15 protein-coding genes, 1 tRNA gene and 1 riboswitch are annotated in these 19,182 nt (G+C 72.9%); of the genes, 7 read left to right on the top strand and 9 right to left on the bottom strand.

Annotation, left to right across the window (positions count from 1 at the left end; genetic code table 11):
- Positions 1-152 precede the first annotated feature (152 nt).
- On the bottom strand, positions 153-2,264 hold the full coding sequence (locus ACFZAT_RS26265; protein ID WP_391267716.1) for an asparagine synthase-related protein: 2,112 nt from the start codon (positions 2,262-2,264) through the stop codon (positions 153-155).
- 1,267 nt (positions 2,265-3,531) lie between these two features.
- Here ACFZAT_RS26265 and ACFZAT_RS26260 point away from each other — a divergent pair.
- The 4 genes from ACFZAT_RS26260 (at position 3,532) to ACFZAT_RS26245 (ending at position 9,032) form a co-directional block, all read left to right on the top strand.
- Positions 3,532-5,109, top strand: coding sequence for a sporulation protein (locus ACFZAT_RS26260; RefSeq protein ID WP_391267713.1), 1,578 nt, complete (start codon positions 3,532-3,534; stop codon positions 5,107-5,109).
- 112 nt (positions 5,110-5,221) lie between these two features.
- The gene (lhgO, locus tag ACFZAT_RS26255) at positions 5,222-6,472 is read left to right on the top strand and encodes an L-2-hydroxyglutarate oxidase (RefSeq protein ID WP_391267711.1); all 1,251 of its coding nucleotides are present in this window, start codon (positions 5,222-5,224) and stop codon (positions 6,470-6,472) included.
- Between the two features lie 50 nt (positions 6,473-6,522).
- Positions 6,523-7,359: a tRNA (guanosine(46)-N7)-methyltransferase TrmB gene (trmB, locus tag ACFZAT_RS26250; RefSeq protein ID WP_391267709.1), complete on the top strand. Its 837-nt coding sequence runs from the start codon at positions 6,523-6,525 to the stop codon at positions 7,357-7,359.
- Between the two features lie 50 nt (positions 7,360-7,409).
- The gene (locus ACFZAT_RS26245; protein ID WP_391267706.1) at positions 7,410-9,032 is read left to right on the top strand and encodes a PrsW family glutamic-type intramembrane protease; all 1,623 of its coding nucleotides are present in this window, start codon (positions 7,410-7,412) and stop codon (positions 9,030-9,032) included.
- 28 nt (positions 9,033-9,060) lie between these two features.
- Here the strand turns inward: ACFZAT_RS26245 and ACFZAT_RS26240 are convergent, their stop codons facing one another.
- From ACFZAT_RS26240 to ACFZAT_RS26225, 4 genes are all read right to left on the bottom strand, one after another.
- Positions 9,061-10,005: an aldo/keto reductase gene (locus tag ACFZAT_RS26240; RefSeq protein ID WP_391267703.1), complete on the bottom strand. Its 945-nt coding sequence runs from the start codon at positions 10,003-10,005 to the stop codon at positions 9,061-9,063.
- Between the two features lie 187 nt (positions 10,006-10,192).
- A complete protein-coding gene (locus tag ACFZAT_RS26235; protein WP_391267700.1) occupies positions 10,193-11,359 on the bottom strand; it encodes a peptidoglycan DD-metalloendopeptidase family protein in 1,167 nt (388 codons plus the stop codon).
- 11 nt (positions 11,360-11,370) lie between these two features.
- Positions 11,371-11,524: riboswitch (cyclic di-AMP (ydaO/yuaA leader) on the bottom strand.
- Between the two features lie 209 nt (positions 11,525-11,733).
- Entirely contained in the window at positions 11,734-12,858 is a 1,125-nt protein-coding gene (locus ACFZAT_RS26230; RefSeq protein ID WP_391267697.1) for a SpoIIE family protein phosphatase, read from the bottom strand.
- 206 nt (positions 12,859-13,064) lie between these two features.
- Positions 13,065-13,138, bottom strand: a tRNA-Met gene (locus ACFZAT_RS26225).
- 169 nt (positions 13,139-13,307) lie between these two features.
- Between ACFZAT_RS26225 and ACFZAT_RS26220 the strand changes: the two genes are divergently transcribed.
- Positions 13,308-13,712 carry an SHOCT domain-containing protein gene (locus ACFZAT_RS26220; RefSeq protein WP_391267694.1) on the top strand — a complete coding sequence of 135 codons (405 nt, stop codon included), beginning with the start codon at positions 13,308-13,310 and terminating at the stop codon, positions 13,710-13,712.
- Here the strand turns inward: ACFZAT_RS26220 and ACFZAT_RS26215 are convergent.
- From ACFZAT_RS26215 to ACFZAT_RS26205, 3 genes are read right to left on the bottom strand one after another with little or no spacing between them, the layout of a single operon-like run.
- Positions 13,666-14,553 carry an FAD:protein FMN transferase gene (locus ACFZAT_RS26215; RefSeq protein WP_391267692.1) on the bottom strand — a complete coding sequence of 296 codons (888 nt, stop codon included), beginning with the start codon at positions 14,551-14,553 and terminating at the stop codon, positions 13,666-13,668. The genes ACFZAT_RS26220 and ACFZAT_RS26215 overlap by 47 nt on opposite strands.
- Entirely contained in the window at positions 14,546-14,989 is a 444-nt protein-coding gene (locus ACFZAT_RS26210) for an FMN-binding protein (RefSeq protein WP_391267689.1), read from the bottom strand. The genes ACFZAT_RS26215 and ACFZAT_RS26210 overlap by 8 nt, the downstream gene beginning before the upstream one ends.
- 12 nt (positions 14,990-15,001) lie before the next feature.
- Positions 15,002-16,366, bottom strand: coding sequence for a ferric reductase-like transmembrane domain-containing protein (locus tag ACFZAT_RS26205; RefSeq protein ID WP_391267684.1), 1,365 nt, complete (start codon positions 16,364-16,366; stop codon positions 15,002-15,004).
- Positions 16,367-16,539: 173 nt separating this feature from the next.
- On the opposite strand from ACFZAT_RS26205, the gene ACFZAT_RS26200 reads away from it, so the two are divergent.
- Positions 16,540-17,277: a winged helix-turn-helix domain-containing protein gene (locus ACFZAT_RS26200; RefSeq protein WP_391267682.1), complete on the top strand. Its 738-nt coding sequence runs from the start codon at positions 16,540-16,542 to the stop codon at positions 17,275-17,277.
- Positions 17,274-18,698, top strand: coding sequence for an ATP-binding protein (locus tag ACFZAT_RS26195; protein ID WP_391267678.1), 1,425 nt, complete (start codon positions 17,274-17,276; stop codon positions 18,696-18,698). The genes ACFZAT_RS26200 and ACFZAT_RS26195 overlap by 4 nt, the downstream gene beginning before the upstream one ends.
- Positions 18,699-18,745: 47 nt before the next feature.
- On the opposite strand, the gene ACFZAT_RS26190 is transcribed toward ACFZAT_RS26195, so the two are convergent.
- Positions 18,746-19,165, bottom strand: coding sequence for a DUF302 domain-containing protein (locus tag ACFZAT_RS26190; protein ID WP_391267676.1), 420 nt, complete (start codon positions 19,163-19,165; stop codon positions 18,746-18,748).
- Between the last annotated feature and the right edge of the window lie 17 nt (positions 19,166-19,182).

Here is a 19,182-nt window from a genome sequence, read left to right as displayed (position 1 = left end):
CGGTGAGCAGCGGTCGGACGGACCAGGACGCCTCAGGACGAACCACCCCCGGCGCGACCCAGCCCCGGGACATGAAGACGAATCGTCCCCGGCACGACCCCGCCCTCAGGACACCCGAAGACGAACCACCCCCGGCGCGACCCCGCGCTGTCTCAGCCCTGAAGCGAGCGCCGGGCCGGGACCACGCCCCCCGCCACCGCGCGCTGCCGGGGGGCCGCCGTGCCGGTCCAGCAGGTGCCGCGCCGGGAGACGAGGCGGCGCAGCCACAGTTCCGTGGAGGCGAGCTCGGCGAGGCCGTCCAGGGGCAGCGGCTCCCCCTCGGACGCCGCGCGCAGCGCCTTGCGTACGACACGGGCCTCCACCAGGCCGGCGTCGGCGAGCAGCGGGGCGTCGAAGAGTGCGATCAGCTCGGGCAGGGCGGCGCGCAGCCCGGTCCGGGTCACCGCCGTCGAGGTGTGCTGAGAGGGGGCGCCCCAGCCGGCAGGCAGCTCGTGGATGCCCGCACCGGCCAGCACGCGGCGCAGGATCGCCGCACGGGCGCCCGGCTGGACCCGCAGGGACTCGGGGAGGGCGCGGGCCGCGCGTACGACCTGGTTGTCCAGGAAGGGGGCGTGCAGCCGCTGACTGCGGATCTCGGCGGCCTGCTCCAGGATGCGGTGGTCGGCGGCGCTGCGGGCGAGGGCGGCCCTCGCGCGGGCCTCGCCGGGGCGCTGGACCGAGGAGGGGCGGATCGCCGCCTCCTGAAGGCGAACCGATACTTCTGCCAGTGCCTCCCCGGTCAGCCACCGGGCGGCCGGCCCCGGTCTCGACCAGGCGAGCGCGGCGAGCGAGGCATCGGCCGGGGTGTCGAGGCCGGGCGAGAGGCGATTGGCGTCGGGCAGCCGTCCGGCGGCGGTTTCGAGGCCGGTGCGGTAGGACGTACGGGCCAGCTTGCGGGCCGCCCGGTACACCGTCAGCGGCACGAACAGCGAGTGCGCGGAAGGACCTTCGGCCTTGGCGAGGGCGGCGACCGGGCGCAGCAGATGCCTGCGGCGCCGGTCCATCAGGAGGTCGGCGAGGCGGGCCGGGTGGGCGTCGAGCACCTGCCGGGCACCGGCGCCCACGAAGTGGTCGGCGCTGCCCGCGGAGAGCCGGCGACGGTGCCGTTCGGCGAGGACGAGGGAGGGGGCCGGCTCGTCGGTGAGCGGTCCGGCTCCCAGCTCGGCGTAGGGCAGGGCCTCTTCGCCCGCCGCGACGACGACGTGGTGGAGCCGGGGGTTGGCCGCGATGGCCCGGGCCCGTTCGAGTTCGGGTTCGTGGGCGCGGGTCGTCAGGTCGTTGAAGGTGACGGCGAGCAGCCGCTCCCCGGCCCCGGTGCCGTGGCCCAGGATCGTGCCGGGCAGCCCGGGGAGACCGGCGGCGAGCAGGGCGAGGGTCGCCGATGCGCTGCCCCCGGAGAGGTCGGCGCCGATGCCGGGCACGGGGGCGCCCCGGGCGGCCCGGCGTTCGGCCGGGCCCATGCCGGGGACCGGGCCGGGGTCGGGCGGCAGGGTCTCGGGTGCATGGCGCGGGGCCAGGAGCCGTGCGCGTACCGCTTCGACCAGCGCGTCGCGCACCCCGTCGACCGCGCGCACCGGGTCGAGCTCGGGCGCGGCCACGGCGAGGGAGGCCACCGCCTCGTAACCGGTGATCTCCCGCGAGCCCTCGCGGAGGATCAGGGCGTGCCCGGGCGGGATGCGCTTCACGCCCGCGTAGGGGGTGCCGTCGCGCAGCGCCTCCGGGGTCTCGGGGCAGGCCAGCAGGGCGGCCAGGTGGCCGATGTCGAGCTGGGCCTCGATGAGATCGGCGAGGGGGAGCGCGGCGGTGGCGTACGCCGTGCCGCCGGCCCAGGGCGTGTAGAAGACCGGGCGGGCTCCGGCGAGGTCGCCGACGACGGTGATCCGGCGGCCGATCTGGACGACGACCGTGTAGCTGCCGGTCCACGCGGTGAGGTGGCGCAGGGCGCCGCCCCGGGCGGCGAGCAGGCCGACGCGCAGCTGTTCGTCGGTGGCCCCGCAGCAGCCGAGGACGGCGAGCCGGACCATGGGGGCACCCTCGGCGGTGTCCACCTGGACGGTGCGGATCTCGTCGGGCCGCCAGTCGCCGACCGCCCAGAGCGGATCGGGGTCGCCCCACAGGAGTTGGGAGCCCACCGGGTGCATCGTGCGCCCGTCGTCGCTGCCGCCGACCGCCCCGGCCGTGCCGAAGCTCGCGGCGATACTGCTCCAACCCACCAACCAACGCATCGCCGCCTCCACAGGCTGTGGACAAAAAAACGGCGGCAGGCAAGCACCCGGAGAACTCCGGTGACGATCGGCGCCGTTGCGGACATGCTGCCACGACAACGGCGCGCAGGAGTGACTACGGACGGCGCACGTCGTGCACGCATGCGCCCCTGGCAAAGGCCACCGGGCGGACGGCGGGACGCGCGTTCCGCGCAGGGCTCGCGCGCGTCGCCCGGAAGGTCAACGGGATGGTCAATTCCGGGCGTTGCGTTCCCCGGTCGGGTCCCGCGCGAACGGCCCGCTTCCGGCCAGTCCCCGCAACCGGATCCCATGCCGGCGGAACGCCCCGCGCCTCCCCCGGCCCGACCTCACCCGACCGTCGACATCCGGCCAATCTCGGGGTGGAACGGAACCGTTGGCCACATGATCCATAGGCCGGTTCACCCATATTTGCCCGGATCCGGCCAGCGTCGCCCCGGTCGGCGCATCCGCTCGGCGACACACCCGCCGCGCCGCCGACCCGCCCCCCGGGACCACAGGAACACACGGTCCGGGAGGCGGGCCACGCCCCCCGGACCGGTCCACCGCCTGCGGGGAATGAGGCGGCGATATCCCCCAGCCCCCTGCTCCGAACGCAGCGGGCCGATCCACGCAGCACCCATGCAAGCGCCACCCCCGGGGCCGGGCCAGAGCGCACGTGCGGGCGCACGGCCACACACCGGGGTGCACGCGCGGAGCCCTCGGAATACCCCGGCCGAACCGTCCGGAGACGAGCGCGGCGACAGGGTGCGCGTACGCCCCGCGCGCCGGTCCGCGCTGGTCGGCGGGCGGGAGGAACGGCGAGCGGAGCGGCGGGACGAAGCCCGTGCACCGCCGTCGTGAAGCGGAATCGCACACCCTCACCCACCGGCCCGCGCCCCGCCCCGGCGATCTCCACTTCCCCTCCCCCGCACCCCCGCCATTCCCCCGCCCTTCCTTTTCCCTTCCTCCGCCGCGTGTTCGCCTCCACCGCCCCGCGCGCCCCTCCCGTCACCTTCCGCCCCACAGCACTCCGCGCGTGGCCGGGACGGACAACAATCCCGCCATACGGACGTCCGGCCCTTAACGGTAGGGATGCGACGAACTACGCTGGGTGCACTGATGTTCTCTGCAGGGCGGCATATTCCCCGGGGCACGGCCAAATGCGTGTGCGGGCGGAGTGACAGGGTTCGTCCCTGGGGAGAACACGGTACGAATGCCGCGCGCCGAGACGGTGACGCGGCTGCCGTCTGTGTGTCGAGGGGTGGCCATGTCCAGGGAGCAACGAGGACCGAACGAGAAGCTCGGCACCGTTCTCGCCCTCGCGGGAATCAGCAATGCCGGGCTCGCCCGGCGGGTCAACGACCTCGGGGCGCAGCGCGGACTGACCCTCCGCTACGACAAGACGTCGGTCGCCCGGTGGGTGTCCAAGGGCATGGTGCCCCAGGGCGCCGCGCCCCATCTCATCGCGGCGGCGATCGGCGCCAAGCTGGGCCGGCCCGTCCCGCTGCACGAGATCGGGCTCGCCGACGCCGATCCGGCGCCGGAGGTCGGCCTGGCGTTCCCGCGTGACGTGGACGCGGCCGTACGGTCCGCCACCGAGCTGTACCGGCTGGATCTGGCCGGGCGGCGCGCGGGCAGCGGCGGGATCTGGCAGTCGCTCGCGGGCTCGTTCTCGGTGAGCGCGTACGCCACACCCGCGTCCCGCTGGCTGATATCCCCCGCCGACCCGTCGGTCGCGCGGACACCGGCCACGGCAGGGGGGCAGCCGACCGGCGCGCACGGCGCACCGGGGGCGCACGGTCAGGCCGGGGCGCCCGCCCAACCGGGCACGCCGGCCTCACCGGCCCAGGCGACCGGCACGGCCACCGGCCACAGCCTGCTGATCCCGGCCCAGCCCGGACCCGAATCCGGAGGCGACGCCTCCTCGCTGCGCGTCGGCCACAGCGACGTCTCCAAACTCCGCGAGGCCGCCCAGGACGCACGCCGCTGGGACTCCAAGTACGGCGGCGGCGACTGGCGCTCCTCGATGGTCCCCGAGTGCTTACGCGTGGACGCGGCCCCGCTCCTGCTCGGCTCGTACAGCGACGAGGTCGGCCGTGCGCTGTTCGGCGCGGCGGCCGAGCTGACCCGGCTCGCCGGCTGGATGGCCTTCGACACCGGCCAGCAGGAAGCGGCCCAGCGGTATTACATCCAGGCGCTGCGCCTCGCGCGGGCGGCGGCCGACGTGCCGCTCGGCGGGTACGTCCTGGCGTCGATGTCGCTCCAGGCGACCTACCGCGGCTTCGCCGACGAGGGCGTCGACCTCGCGCAGGCCGCCGTCGAGCGCAACCGGGGCCTCGCGACCGCCCGCACGATGAGCTTCTTCCGCCTGGTCGAGGCCCGCGCGCACGCGAAGGCGAACGACGCGCCGGCCGCGGGGGCCGCGCTCAAGGCGTCCGAGAGCTGGCTCGAACGCTCGCGGGAGGGCGACGCCGACCCGGCGTGGCTGGGCTTCTACTCGTACGACCGCTTCGCGGCCGACGCCGCCGAGTGCCATCTCGACCTGAAGGCGCCCCGCCAGGTCCGGCGCTTCACCGAGCAAGCGCTGTCCCGGCCCACCGAGGAGTTCGTCCGCTCGCACGGGCTGCGGCTCGTCGTGTCGGCGGTCGCCGAGCTGGAGTCGGGGAATCTGGACGCCGCCTGCGCGGCGGGCACCCGGGCCGTGGAGGTGGCGGGCCGCATCTCGTCGGCGCGGACCACGGAGTACGTACGCGACCTGCTGCACCGCCTGGAACCGTACGGGGACGAGCCGCGCGTCGTGGAACTGCGCGAGCGCGCCCGCCCTCTTCTGGTCGCCCCGGCATAAAAGTCCCGGCTTCGGCATGGAAGTCCCGCTTCCGGGGAACCGCCACGCTGGCCGCACGGGTTTGAGTGCGTTGTCAGTGGGTCAGTGCACTATCGGGGTGGGAGGTGGCGTGATGATGACGCACGCGGCGTACGACTGCGATGTGCTGGTGATCGGCGGCGGGATCGTCGGCCTGTCGGCCGCGTACGCGCTCACGCGCACCGCGCCGGGCACCCGCGTGACCGTGCTGGAGAAGGAGAAGGGCCCGGCGCGCCACCAGACGGGGCGCAACAGCGGGGTGATCCACAGCGGGATCTACTACCCGCCGGGCTCGCTCAAGGCGCGGTACGCGCTGCGCGGCAGCGCCGAAATGACCGACTTCTGCCGGGAGCACTCCATCGCCCACGCGGTGACCGGCAAGCTGATCGTCGCCACGGACCGCGCCGAACTGCCCCGGCTGCACGCGTTGGTCCAGCGCGGCCGCGAGCACGGGCTGCCGGTGCGCGAGCTGGGACCCGCGCAGATCGCCGAGTACGAGCCGAAGGTGCGGGGCCTCGCCGCGATCCGGGTCGGCACGACGGGCGTGTGCGACTTCCGGGCGGTCGCCGGACGCCTCGCCGACGAGGTACGCGGCGCGGGCGGCGTGATCCGCTTCGGCGCCGAGGTCACGGCGATCGACCGCCGCCCCTGGGGCGTGGCCGTGCGCACCGCCGACGGCCTGGTGGTCCGGGCCAGGGTGCTGGTCAACTGCGCGGGGCTGCACTGCGACCGGATCGCGCGGCTGGCCGGCGACGACCCGGGGATGCGGATCGTGCCGTTCCGGGGCGAGTACTACGAGCTGGCGCGGCCCGAGCTGGTGCGCGGGCTCGTCTATCCGGTGCCCGACCCGGCGTTCCCGTTCCTCGGCGTCCATCTGACCCGGGGCGTCGACGGCTCCGTCCACGTCGGCCCCAACGCGGTGCCCGCCGCCGCCCGCGAGGGCTACGGCTGGCCCGTCGTCCGGCCCGGCGAGCTGCTGGACACGCTGAGCTGGCCGGGCTCGTGGCGCATCGCCCGCAGACACTGGCGGTACGGGGCGGGCGAGGTGCACCGCTCCCTGTCGAGGCGCGCGTTCACGGAGGCGGTCCGCCGCCTGCTGCCCGAGGTCACGGAGGAGGACCTGCGCCCCTCGCCGGCCGGGGTCCGCGCCCAGGCCGTGCTGCGGGACGGCACCCTGGTGGACGACTTCCTGATCCGCGAGGCCCCGCACACAGTGCACGTGCTGAACGCCCCGTCGCCCGCCGCCACCGCCTCGCTGCCCATCGGCCGCGAGGTGGCCCGTCGCGCCCTGCTCCGGGCCCGGGCGGCCGGCTGGAAGCCACCGGAGCGGGCGGCGGCGGGGTGATCCCGGCGCCCGCCGTGGCGGGACGCCCGGCCCCGTAGAATCAGGGCATTGTGTCTGAGCCCAAGAACCCCTCCCGCCCGACGCCCGACGACACCGTGCCCACCACCGCCGGAATCCCCGACGACGTGCGGGCCGCGTCCCTGGAGCGCGCGCGCCGGATGCGCCAGCAGCCCCGCTTCCCCGGCGGCCCCGCGGCCGACCCGGCCGGCTCGCACCACGAGCGCCGCATCCGCAGCTTCCAGCCGCGCCGCAGTCGGGTCACACCCGGCCAGCAGAACGCCCTGGAACGGCTCTGGCCCAAGTGGGGCCTGGACATCGACGGGCTGAGCGTCCTGGACCTGCCGGCCATGTTCGACGGGCTCCCGGTGGTCCTGGAGATCGGCTTCGGCATGGGTGAGGCCACCGCGCAGATGGCGGCCGACGACCCGGGCACCGGCATCCTCGCCGTCGACGTGCACACGCCCGGCCAGGGCAACCTGCTCGGCCTCGCCGACCGGAACAGCTCGGCCAACGTCCGGGTCGCCAACGGTGACGCGATCATCCTGCTGCGCGAGATGCTGGAGCCGGATTCGCTGGACGGGCTGCGGGTCTACTTCCCCGACCCGTGGCCCAAGTCCCGCCACCACAAGCGCCGGCTGATCCAGCCGGAGTTCCTGGACCTGGTGGCGGGCCCCCTGAAGTCCGGGGCGATCGTGCACTGCGCGACCGACTGGGAGCCGTACGCCGAGCAGATGCTCGAAGTACTCACCGCGCACCCCCTCTTCGAGAACACGGTGGCCGACGGCGGTTACGCCCCGCGCCCCTCGTTCCGCCCGCGGACCCGGTTCGAGGGCCAGGGTCTGGGGAAGGGCCACGTGGTGCACGACCTGCTCTTCGCGCGCGTCTGAGCCCGAAGGGCGCCATGGCCGTTGTCGGACCCGCTCGTTAGGGTCGAGGGGTGTCCGACGGGTCTGTTCAGCGACAACGGCAGGATCAGCCGGCCGTCCCGGTGCTCCAGGAGCAGCGGGTCGGCGAGATCCTGGCCGCCGTTCCGGCGCGGGCCCAGTGGCGTTACCGTCCGCGCCGCGTCGGCACGCTCTGGCGGAACCGGACGTTCCGAGTGGTCGGCGTCTTCACGCTGCTGGCGCTCTGCGGGGTGGTGATCCTCGCCCTGGTCCGTGACCAGACCGGCACCGAGGGCTTCCTCGTCGGCCTGGGTCTGGCCGTCCTGCCGGTCCCGGTGCTGATGACCGCCTTCCGCTGGCTGGACCGGGTCGAGCCGACCCCGTGGCGGAATCTGCTGTTCGCCTTCGCCTGGGGCGCGTGCGCGGCGGCCCTCGTCGCCATCCTCGCCAACTCGTTCGCCACCCGGTGGATAGCCGACAGCGATCCGGGGAACGCCGACACCCTCGGCGCCACGGTCATCGCACCGGTGGTCGAGGAGAGCGCCAAGGCGGCGGCCGTTCTGCTGCTTTTCCTCTTCCGCAGGCGGGAGTTCACCGGGATCGTGGACGGCGTCGTCGCCGCCGGCTTCACGGCGACGGGGTTCGCCTTCACCGAGAACATCCTCTATCTGGGCAACGCCTTCGGCGAGGACCAGCAGATGGACTCCGGCTTCGCGTCGGTGACCGTGATGACGTTCCTGGTCCGGGCCGTGATGACCCCCTTCGCCCACCCGCTCTTCACCGTCCTGACCGGCATCGGTCTCGGGATCGCCGCGAGCAGCGCCCCCGGCCGCCGGGTGCGGCTCATCGCCGTTCCGCTGCTCGGCCTGGTCCTCGCGATGGGCATGCACGCCCTGTGGAACGGCTCGGCGACCTTCGGCCGGTATGGCTTCTACATCGTGTACGGGGCGTTCATGGTCCCGGTCTTCTCCCTGGTGACCTGGCAGGTGGTCCGGGCCCGCCGCAAGGAGCTGCGCTCCCTGGCCGTCGAACTCCCCGCGTACGCCGAAGCCGGCTGGCTCACCCCCGACGAACCCCGCGCCCTCGCCTCCATGCGGGCCCGCGCCCTCGCCAGGAACGCGGCCCGCCGACGGTACGCGGTGAGCGCCTCCGGCCACCCGTACCACCCGGACTACGCGAGGGTCCGCGCCAAGGAGGCGAAGGAGCGCGGCAGTGCGGCGGCGCGTGCGGTCGCCGAGTACGAGGCGTTCGCGACGTCCCTCGCCTCGCTGCGACGGCAGGCCGGGCGGGGCAGGGCGGACCCGGACTTCGCGGCACGCGAGCTGGAGCTGCTGCACCACCTGTGGCAGCGCCGTGAGATCGCGGGCCCCGCCCTCGCGTACGCGGCCCGCGCCACGCACCGGCGGCCACCGGGCTACACAGCCGCGTGGCCACCCCGACAACCGCCCCCGGGCGGCCCCATGCCGTACGCGGGCGGCCCCACGCCGCACCCGGGCGGCCCCACCCCGTACGCGGGCGGCCCCACGCCGTACGCCTACGGCAACCCCTCCCCGTACAACGGCAATCCGAACCCGTACAGCAGCCAGGCCCCGTATCCGGCACAGCCCCGCACCGCACCGCCCTACGGCCAACGGCCCCGCACCGGCCCGCCCTACACCGGCGGGCCGCCGGCCTGATCCGTACGGGCGGAGCGAAACGCGGGCCCTACGCCGAAGCCGCCGTCAGCGTCGACAGCTCCTCGTCCGACAGCCGCAGCCCGGCCACCGCCAGCAGGGCGGGCAACTGCTCGACCGTGCGGGCGGAGGCGATCGGCGCGGCGACCGTCGCGCGGGAGGCGAGCCAGGCCAGGGCCACCGTCGCGATCTCGGCGTCCCGGTCCCGCGCCACCGTGTCGAGCGCGGCGAGCACCCGCTGTCCGCGCTCGGACTCCAGGTGACCGGCCGCGCTTCCGGCGCGGGCGCTGTCCACGGTCGTGCCCGGGCGGTACTTGCCGGTGAGGAAGCCGGAGGCCAGCGCGTAATACGGGACGGCCGCGAGCCCCTCGTCGGCGGCGGTGTCCTGGAGCTCACCCTCGTAGGTGTCCCGGGAGACGAGGTTGTAGTGCGGCTGGAGTGCCACATAGCGGGCCAGGCCCTCGCGTTCGGAGAATTCCAGCGAGGCGCGCAGCCGCGCGGCGCTGATGTTGGAGGCGGCGATCTCGCGGACCTTGCCCTCCTTCACCAGCTCGTCGAGGGCGGTGATGATCTCCTCGACCGGAACGGTCTCGTCGTCGAAGTGCGTGTAGTACAGGTCGATGTGGTCCGTGCCGAGCCGGCGCAGCGACTCCTCGGCGGCCGACTTGATCGTGGGCGCCGAGAGACCCTTGTAGCCGGGGAGGGCGCCGACCTTGGTGGCCACCACGACATCGGACCGGTTGCCGCGCGACGCGAGCCACTTGCCGATGACCGTCTCCGACTCGCCGCCCTCGTTGCCGGGAACCCAGTGCGAGTAGGCGTCGGCGGTGTCCACGAAATTGCCGCCGGCCGCCGCGTACGCGTCGAGAACGGCGAAGGACTGGTCCTCGTCCGCGGTCCAGCCGAAGACGTTTCCACCGAGGCAGAGCGGGAAGACCTGGAGCCCGGACGGGCCGAGAGTGCGCAGTGAAGTCATGGGTGGAACAACGGCCCGGGGCCTGCTCGCTATTCCGTGCCGCATACATACGGTCCGTGCCGCATACGTCCGGTGGACCGCACCACGCGAACCGGCAGCCCTGACGTCGGGGGGGGGGTGCGTCAGGGCTGCCGGGGTTCGGAAGGCCGCGTGCGGGGAAGGGCCGGGGGCGTCGGAGTAAGAGACCTCAGACGGTGAGGCCGCGGGCGTGCAGCCAGGCCATCGGGTCGATGCCGGTGCCGTCCGGGGTGTGGACCTCCAGGTGGAGGTGCGGGCCGGTCACGTTGCCGGTCGCGCCGACGCGGCCGATGGTGTCGCCGGTGGTGACCTTCTGGCCGACCGTGACGCCGATCGAGGACTGGTGGCAGAACCACAGCTCGGTGCCGTCCTCCAGCTCCAGCACCGTGCGGTAGCCGTAGGCGCCCGACCAGCCGGCCGACTTGATGGTGCCGGTGTGGATGGCCTTGATCGGGGTGCCGGTGGGCGCCGCGAAGTCGAGGCCCGTGTGGTAGCCGGAGGACCACATCGAGCCGGCCTCGCCGAACGTCGAGGTGATCGTGTACGAGGAGGTGGGAATGGCGTAGCTGGCGGCGAGCTTGGCCAGACGCAGGGCCTCGGCCTTCTTCTTCGCCTCCTCCTCCGCCTTCTTCTTCTCGGCGGCGGCCTTGGCCTTGGCCTCGTCCTGCTGCTTCTTCGCCTCGGCGGCCGCCTTCTCGGCAGCGGCCTTCTCCTCGGCCGCCTTCGCCTCGGCGTCGGCGGCGCCCTGCTGCTGCTCGGCCTGCTGGAGGATGCGGGCCCGCAGCGCCTCACCGGCGTCCGTGGTGCCCTGCTCCGCCTCGGCGGTGGTGAGGCCGGCGGTGGTCAGCGGGGCCGCGGCGGTGGCGGTCGCGGGGGCTTCGGCCGCGGTCTCGCCGGAGAACAACGCGCCCACGCCCGGAAGGGACTTGGCGTCGGGGAGATTGTCCGCGAGGGAATCGGGAAGAGAGATGGAGACCGGCGGCTTGCTCTGCGCGGTGGCCATGCCACCCGCACCGACGGCCGCGATGACACCGACGCCGAGGACGGTGGAGCTGCGGGCCAGACCATTGCGCTGCTTGGCGACGCGGTGCTTGCCACGGACGGGGCGGACGGACTCCTCGGTGGGGTTCCATTCCTCCCAGGTCCGCTCGGAGTCGGCGTCGTCGCGGAAGCCGCTGCCGAAGTGGGCGCCGGTGTCGAAGCCGCTGCCCCGGTCGGTCGCGTAGTCGCCGCCCTGTTCCGGGATGTACGCGGTGCCGGGGCCGGATGCGAAGTCGGCGCCGTACTCGGGCACGAACCGGGAAGGTGACTCGGGGGCAGGCTTGTTGGACGCCACGCGGGCGCACTCCTTTCCTTCCTTCTCGCCTACCGGGTTAGCTGACGGGTTCGGAGCAGGAAGGTCTCCTACGGGTTCCTCCGCCTCTCGTGAAGACGAAGATGCCCGATTCACCCCATGTAGGTGGTTCCCCGGTTCCCTTGCGGAATTCGGCGCACGCGCGCGGCGCCGTCCTGACGACGGCTGGGACAACCGCGCTGCGTTATCGAACGTTAATAGACAGACAGCTCCGATTCCAAGCTGTTCCCACTGATCGTTCACACGCCCGGCCTGGACTTACGGGACACAACCGGGTGGAATCGGGCGAGTTGTTCGACGTTCGGCCACTACGCGTTTTCTGACGTTGCGTCAACTGTTATGCGGAGCGGCGCACCTCAGTCACTGAGCGTGTCACCCCGCTTGACGATCTTCACCGTCCTGCGCCGGTCCGGCTGCCCCTTCGCCGGCCGGGCCACCGCGAGCAGCGCCATGTCGTCGGTCGACTCGCCCCCGGTATGCAGCCGTACGTCGTCGGTCAGCGCGGACAGCAGCTCCTCCGGTCCGGGGAAGAGCCGACCGCGCAGCCGCTCCGCCGGGTCGTAGAAGACACCGTCGGCGTCACGGGCCTCCGACAGGCCGTCCGTGTAGAACAGCAGCGTCCCGCCGGCCGGCAGCTCCCATTCGTCCGAGCGGTCCGGCCGCACCCCCAGGTCCATGCCCAGCGGAAGCGCGGGCTCCGAGGGCGTCAGCGCCTCCACCGCGCCGTCCCCGTGCAGCAGCAGCGGATCCGGATGGCCGCGGTTCACCATCCGTACGCGCTCGGCGCCCGGCGGGATCTCCGCGAGCACGGCGGTCACGAACCCCTCGAACGCGTCCAGATTGCTCCGCCGTACCGACTCGCGCGCCAGCGCGCGCTCCAGCCGCTGCGCCACGCCCTCCAGCGATTTCTCCTGCTCGGCCGCCTCCCGGAACGCCCCGATGACCACCGCCACGGCGCCGACCGCCTCCAGCCCCTTCCCGCGCACATCGCCCAGTACCAGCCGTACACCGTACGGGGTGTCAGCGGCCGCGAAGAGGTCTCCCCCGACGAACTCGTCGGCCTGCGCCGCCTCGTACCGCGCGGCCACCTGGAGACCGCCGATCCGCTCGGGCGGCGTCGGCAGCACCGCCCGCATGGCCGTCTCGGCGATGATCCGGGCGGACGCCAGCTGCTCGTTCCCGCGCCGCACGACCCGGTTGATCACCCCGGCCTGGAAGGCGACCGTCAGCACGGTCAGCATCTCAATGAACGGGACCACGCCCGGCAGGTCCCCGGTGGCGAGCCGCATCGCGGCGATCGCGACGACCCCGGCGAGTCCGATCCGGAGGGTGGCGCCGAGGCCGAAGAAGGGCGCTGCGATCAGCGGGGCGGCGGCGAACATCGGAACGGCGGTGAAGGCCGGCGGGGTGAAGTAGTCGAAGACCACCCCCACGACGATCATCGCGGCCGGCAGCAGCCGGACGAAGCGGCGGCCACCCACGCCGTCAAGCTCTCGCCACCGTCGCTCCCACTTCCTCACCTGCGGTCTCCTGCCCGGTGCAGCCACGGCCGTGCCGCGCACCTCCCCCAGCCTCGCGTCCGCCCGGCCACCGGGCGAATCCTCGGCCGCCGAAGGGGCGAAACCCATCTGAGCCGACAACGCATCAGGCCCGGCACGCTGTCTGCGTGCCGGGCCTGATCCTTCAGTAGCGGGGACAGGATTTGAACCTGCGACCTCTGGGTTATGAGCCCAGCGAGCTACCGAGCTGCTCCACCCCGCGTCGGTGAACCCAACTCTACGTCATGTTCGGGGCCCTCATGACCACGCCCCGGGCACCTCGGCCCGCGCACCCCTCCTCCCCCCGGCTCACACCGACGGGCAATGGGGTGAATGTGGTGATATGACTGTTTTCAGATTCAGCCAGTCCGATGCGGCTCCGGGAGTGGACGATGGACGACTATCCCCTGCTCAACCTGTTCTGGACGATGCTCTGGTTCTTCCTCTGGATCATGTGGCTCTTCCTCCTCTTCCGGGTCATCATGGACATCTTCCGCAGCGATGACCTGAGCGGCTGGGCCAAGGCCGGCTGGCTGATCCTGGCGCTGGTACTGCCCTATCTGGGCGTGCTGATCTACGTGATCGCCCGCGGCAAGTCCATGGGCAGGCGCGACGTCCAGGAGGCGAAGGAGCGCGACGCCGCCTTCAAGGCGTACGTCAGGGACGCGGCGGGTACGGAGAGCGGCGGCCACAAGGGCGGCCATGTCGAGGACCTGTCGAAGCTCGCCGACCTCAAGGACAAGGGCGCGATCACCGAGGAGGAGTACCAGCGGGCGAAGTCGAAGCTCCTGGTCTGACGCGACGGGCGCTCCCCACACCGGCACGGGGAGCGCCCGCCGTCGCTCCCCGTTCTCCGGAAGGCCGCGCCTCTCGCTCGTACCGGTGAAAACCCGTCGTACGCACCTCGCGACCGTCCGGAAGGATCGCCAGGGCGTCGTAGCCGGGAATCGACTCCAGCCAGCCGAGCGCGCTCTCCCCCCTGGCGAAGGCAGCCGTGGCGAAGGCGTCGGTCATGGTGAGACCGGGCCCGACGAGCGTGATGGACGCGAAGGTGCTGACGGGCGTACCGCGGAGTGGATGAAGGATGTGAGCGCCGCGTTCCGCGACACCGGAGGTCGCGATGGCCAGGTCGTGGTGGACGGTGATGACGGTGGCCAGGTCGTGGGGGCGCAGTGGGTGCGCGATGCCGACGCGCCACGGCGCGTTCCCGCCCGACCGGCCGCGTATCCGCAGGTCGCCCCCGCCGTTCACGCAGGAGTTCCGCACGCCCGCGTCGCTCAGGAGCCCGGACGCCCCGTCGACGGCCCAGCCCTTGACGAGTCCCGAGGGGTCCAGCCGCCCGGCGGGAGTCAGGGTGAACCAGCCGTCGGAGAGAGCCGCGGCCCGGTCGCAGAGCCGCATCACCTCGCGAACCTGCGGGGGGCAGTCTTCGAGGGGGATCTCCTGGCGGTCCAGCCGGCTGATGTGGCTCTCGGGCCGGTAGGTGGAGAACACCGCGTCGACCCGGTGGAGGAGTCGCACGGCATCCGTGAGCGCGTGGCGGATGGCGGGGGTGGGCCGGTCGCGGATGTCGAAGGTGAAGACCGTTCCCATCACGTGCTCGACGTGTCGCAGCCCCGTGGAAGACGACTCAGCCATGAGCCTGGTCCAAGGCGCTCTGCAGGGACTCCGTGTAGCCCTGGCTCGTGTAGCTGGCACCGGAGACGGCATCGATCCGCGCGCTCTGCGCCTTGACGGCCTCCTGGGTGAGGAGCGGCAGCGCGTGGGCGGCGATCTGCCGGTCGCGCCCGTTCTGGTCCGGTGCCCGGAGGATCTTCACCGCGGTGATACGGCCATGGGAGAGAACGGCGGCCACTTGGACGGTGCCGTACGGCGTGTCGACGGGGGTCCCGGTGAAGGTGCCGCTGCCGGTCGCCGCGCGCGGCCGGGCGGACGGCCGGTTTCCCGGCACCGAAGGAGCCGGGGCGGTGGGCGTCGGGCCGTCTGCCGTGAGGGGCGTGTGGTGCGGTTTGAGCGAGAGGAGCGTCACGATCAGGGCGCTCGCTCCGGCTGTGGCGAGAAGGGTTCGGCGCATGATGGGTCCTCCTCAGAACGCGAACGACTCGTGGTGGATACGCCGGCCGGGCACCCCCGCCTGCCGCAGGGCGACGACGGCTGCCTGCGTCATGCCGTCCGGCCCGCACAGGTAGACGTCGTGCGCGGCCAGATCCGATACCAGTGCGTTCAGGCCCGCGGCGCTGAAGGTCCGGGCGGAGCCGGACGGCCCGTCGTCCACGACGTAGTGGACGACGGCACCCCGGCCGGCGGCGATGTGTTCCAGTTCGCCGCGCAGCACCAGGCCGGCGGTACTGCGCGCCCGGTAGATGAGCGTCACCTGTCCCGGCAGCGTTTCGAAGAGGGCACGCAGGGGCGTGATACCGACGCCTCCGGCGACCAGCAGGACCGGCCGGCCCGACGCCCGGCCGGCCGTGAAGGAACCGTAGGGTCCCTCGGCCCAGACCCGGGTGCCGGGGGTGAGCCGGGCGAGCGCGGCACTGTGAGCTCCCACGGTCTTCACCGTGATCCGCAGGTGCCGGGGATGCGGGGGAGCCGAGAGCGAATAGGGGTTGGCGGCCCACCACAGTCCGCGCGTCATGAAGCGCCACCGGAAGAACTGCCCGGGCTCGGCACCCAGTTCCTCCAGGTGCCGGCCGGTCAGATGCACGGAGACCACGTCCGGCGCCTCGTGGTGGACGGCGGCCACGCGGAGGCGATGGCGGAAACCGCGCCTGACCGGCACCGCGAACCTGTACCAGGCCAGCAGCCCGGCCACACCGAGGTAGAGGCCGTACCAGGCTGCCCGGGCCCACGGATTCCCCACGAAGTCCGCTCCGTTCGAGAGCTGGTGGCCGAAGGCGAGGAAGACGGCCACGTAGGTGGCGAAGTGCAGGTAGTGCCAGGTCTCGTAACTCATGCGCCGCCGGACCGCCCGGGCCGAGAGGAACGCGGTGGCCACGAAGAGCAGGAAGCCCAGCGTGCCCTTGAGGAGGTCGGGGTAGTGCAGGACGAGCGTGGAGGTCTGACCGACCACATCGGTGTGCGCGGTCAGCGCGTACCCCCAGATGATGAGCAGGGTGTGCGCGAGGATCAGTGAGATCGTCCAGCGTCCGCCCAGGGCGTGCCAGCGGGCGAGCCGGTCCGTCCCGATGCGGTGGTCGAGGAGCGGCACCCGGGCCATCAGGAGCAGGAGGACCGCGCAGGCATAGCCGGCGAGCAGCCCCGTGATGCGTCCGGCGCCGGTGATCCAGGCCGCGGGGTCCGTCACCGACGACGTGTCCGCCCACCACAGGGACAGCACTCCGGCGGCGCCGGACCAGATGCCCGATTGGACGAGGAAGGGAACGGCGGGACGGCCGGGCAGGCGATGACGTACGGCCCGCCGGGCGGGTGCGGCGGTCTGCGTGGTGGACATGGACTCCTCCGACGGGATCAGCCGGCTACGGCTGTCTGGGCGGCCCAGCCTCACAAGCGAACCTCTGCGGGGCCTCTGAACCGGCTGCCGGGGCCCGTCCTCGGAGACGATTCAGAGGAAACTCAGAGGCAGGCCTCACCCCCGCTCCCCCGGTACCGGGGGATGCTGGAGACATGAAGGAAGCGACAGATGCGGCACCCCGGCTCCACCGCCCCGGTGGGGAACCGGTGCGCATTCTGGTCGTGGATGACGAACCCGACGTCACCGAAGTGCTCTCAGGAGCCCTGGCAGCCGAGGGATGGGAGGTCCGGACAGCTGCGGACGGGGCCACCGCCCTGGCGACGGCCGCCGCCTTCCGTCCCGACGCGGTGGTTCTGGACAGGATGCTGCCGGACGCCGAAGGGCTGGAGATCCTGCGCTCCCTGAGGCGGACCGACCCCGGCGTGTGCGTGCTCTTCCTGACCGCCCGCGACGAAGTGGACGACCGGATCGCCGGGATCACCGCGGGGGGTGACGACTACGTCACCAAGCCGTACAGCCTGGAGGAGGTGCTGGCCCGGCTCCGCGGCCTGCTGCGCCGGGCCGGCATGGCGGCGGAGCCCGGGACGCACCGGCTCACGGTGGGGGACCTGGCCATGGACGAGGAAGCCAGGGAGGTCAGCCGCGGCGGCACCACCCTCGAACTGACCCGGACCGAATTCGAACTGCTGCGCTTCCTCATGCGCAACCCGCGGCGGGTGCTCTCCAAGGAACAGATCCTCGACCGCGTCTGGTCCTACGACTTCGGCGGGCGTGCCCACATCGTGGAGTTGTACATCAGCTACCTGCGCAAGAAGGTCGACGCCGGCCGGTCCCCGATGATCCATACGGTGCGCGGCGTCGGCTACGTCCTCAAGCCGGAAGCCCCTTGAACAGGCTCCTGCCGCGCACGCTGCGCGGCCAGCTGACCCTGGGCATGGTCACGCTGCTCACCCTCGCCTGTCTCGCGGTCGGAATCACCACGGTGCTCGCCCTGCGCGGCTTCCTGACGGGGCGTCTGGACGAGCAGTTGTACGCGTCCGGCGGCCGGTTCGCCGCCAGCCTGGAGCACGAGAACGAACCCGACGCCGACAACCGGTCGGATACCCGGGGCCAGGCGGAAGGGACCCTCGGAGCCCGGGTCACGAACGGCAGGGTCAGCGAGGCGGCCGTCGTCGAGGACGACACCGACCGGCCACTGCCGCTCACGAGCGAGGACCGCAGTGCGCTGCTCGGCGTCCCCCCGGACCGCCACGGACACACCCTCGTCCTTTCCGGCCTCGGGTCCTACCGGGCCACCGCGGTCCGGGGGGACGACCGGGACATCCTGATCACCGGACTTCCGCTGCGTCCGGTGGAGGAGACGGTGCACCGGCTCGTGGCGGTCGAAGCCGCTCTGTTCGCCGCCGCGATCGTCTGCACCGGCATCGCGGGCGGACTGTGGGTGCGGGCCGCGCTACGCCCTCTCCGGCGCGTCGGCGCACGCGCCTCCGAGGTGGCGGATCTGCCCCTGGCCACGGGCGAGGTCGCGATGCCGGGCCCCCTGCCCGACGCCGATCCCCGCACGGAGGTCGGCGGGCTGGGAGCGGCCATCAACAGGATGCTCGGCCACGTCGAGGACGCCCTCGTACGGCGTCAGGCCGGCGAGGAGAGGCTCCGTCACTTCGCGGCCGACGCCAGCCACGAACTGCGTACCCCGGTCGCCAACATCCGCGGCCACGCCGAACTCATGCTGCGCCACCGCGAGCCCATGCCCGGTGAGGTACGTCGCTCACTGGAACGCATCAGCGGCGAGACGGAGCGCATGACACGCCTGGTCGACGATCTCCTCCTGCTCGCCCGCCTGGACGCCGGACGTCCTCTCGAACACCGGCCCGTCGATCTGACCCTGCTCATCCTGAACGCCGCGGAGGACGCGCGCGCGGCGAGCCCGGACCACCACTGGCGTCTCGACCTCCCCGACGCGCCGGTGGTCGTCGACGGAGACGCCCACCGGCTCCAGCAGGCGATCGGGAACCTCATGGCCAACGCCCGTACGCACACCCCCGCCGGTACCGAGGTGCTCCTCACGCTCACCACCTCCGCGGCGGGCGTCGAGTTCAGCGTCAGCGACAACGGCCCGGGCATTCCCGAGGAGCTCCAGCCGGAGGTGTTCGGCCGCTTCGTCCGTGGTGACCAGGGCCGCTCGCGCAGCACGGGGAGCACGGGGCTCGGGCTGGCCATCGTCCACGCCGTGATCACGGCCCACGGAGGGACCGTGCACGTCGTCAGCCGGCCCGGCCGCACCACCTTCCGCCTGACGCTGCCCGGCTGAGCCGCCCGGAAGCGGCGTGCCGGTCCCCCGGCCGGGGTGTTCCCGGGTCAGGCCGGACGATCCCCGCCTTCGCGCCGGGCGGCCTCGACGGCGGCGAGTGCCGCGTCGAGGCGGCGGGTGGCCTCGTCGGCCACGGGGACCATGGCGTCCCGGCCGCTGAGGGCGACCATGGTGCCGGGGTCGACGGCCTGGACGATCACCTCGTCGCCCTCGGCCCGCACGACGACGTTGCAGGGCAGCAGCAGCCCGATGGAGCGGTCGGCCTCCAGAGCCTTGTGGGCCAGGGGCGGATTGCAGGCACCGAGGATCAGGTAGGGCTCCATGTCGTGATCGAGCTTGGCCTTGAGGACCGCCTGCACATCGATCTCCGTCAGGACACCGAAGCCCTGGTCGGCCAGGGCGCTGCGGACGTCCCGCTGCACCTGGTCGAAGGGGGCGGTGACGGTCACGGTGCGGTCGTAGGACATGGGGCCTCCTCGGTCTC

The sequence above is a fragment of the Streptomyces sp. NPDC008163 genome (assembly GCF_042956885.1).
Classification (GTDB): domain Bacteria; phylum Actinomycetota; class Actinomycetes; order Streptomycetales; family Streptomycetaceae; genus Streptomyces; species Streptomyces drozdowiczii_A.
The sequence above is the reverse complement of the archived record's forward strand: the minus strand, read 5'-3'. Positions and strand labels throughout refer to the sequence as shown.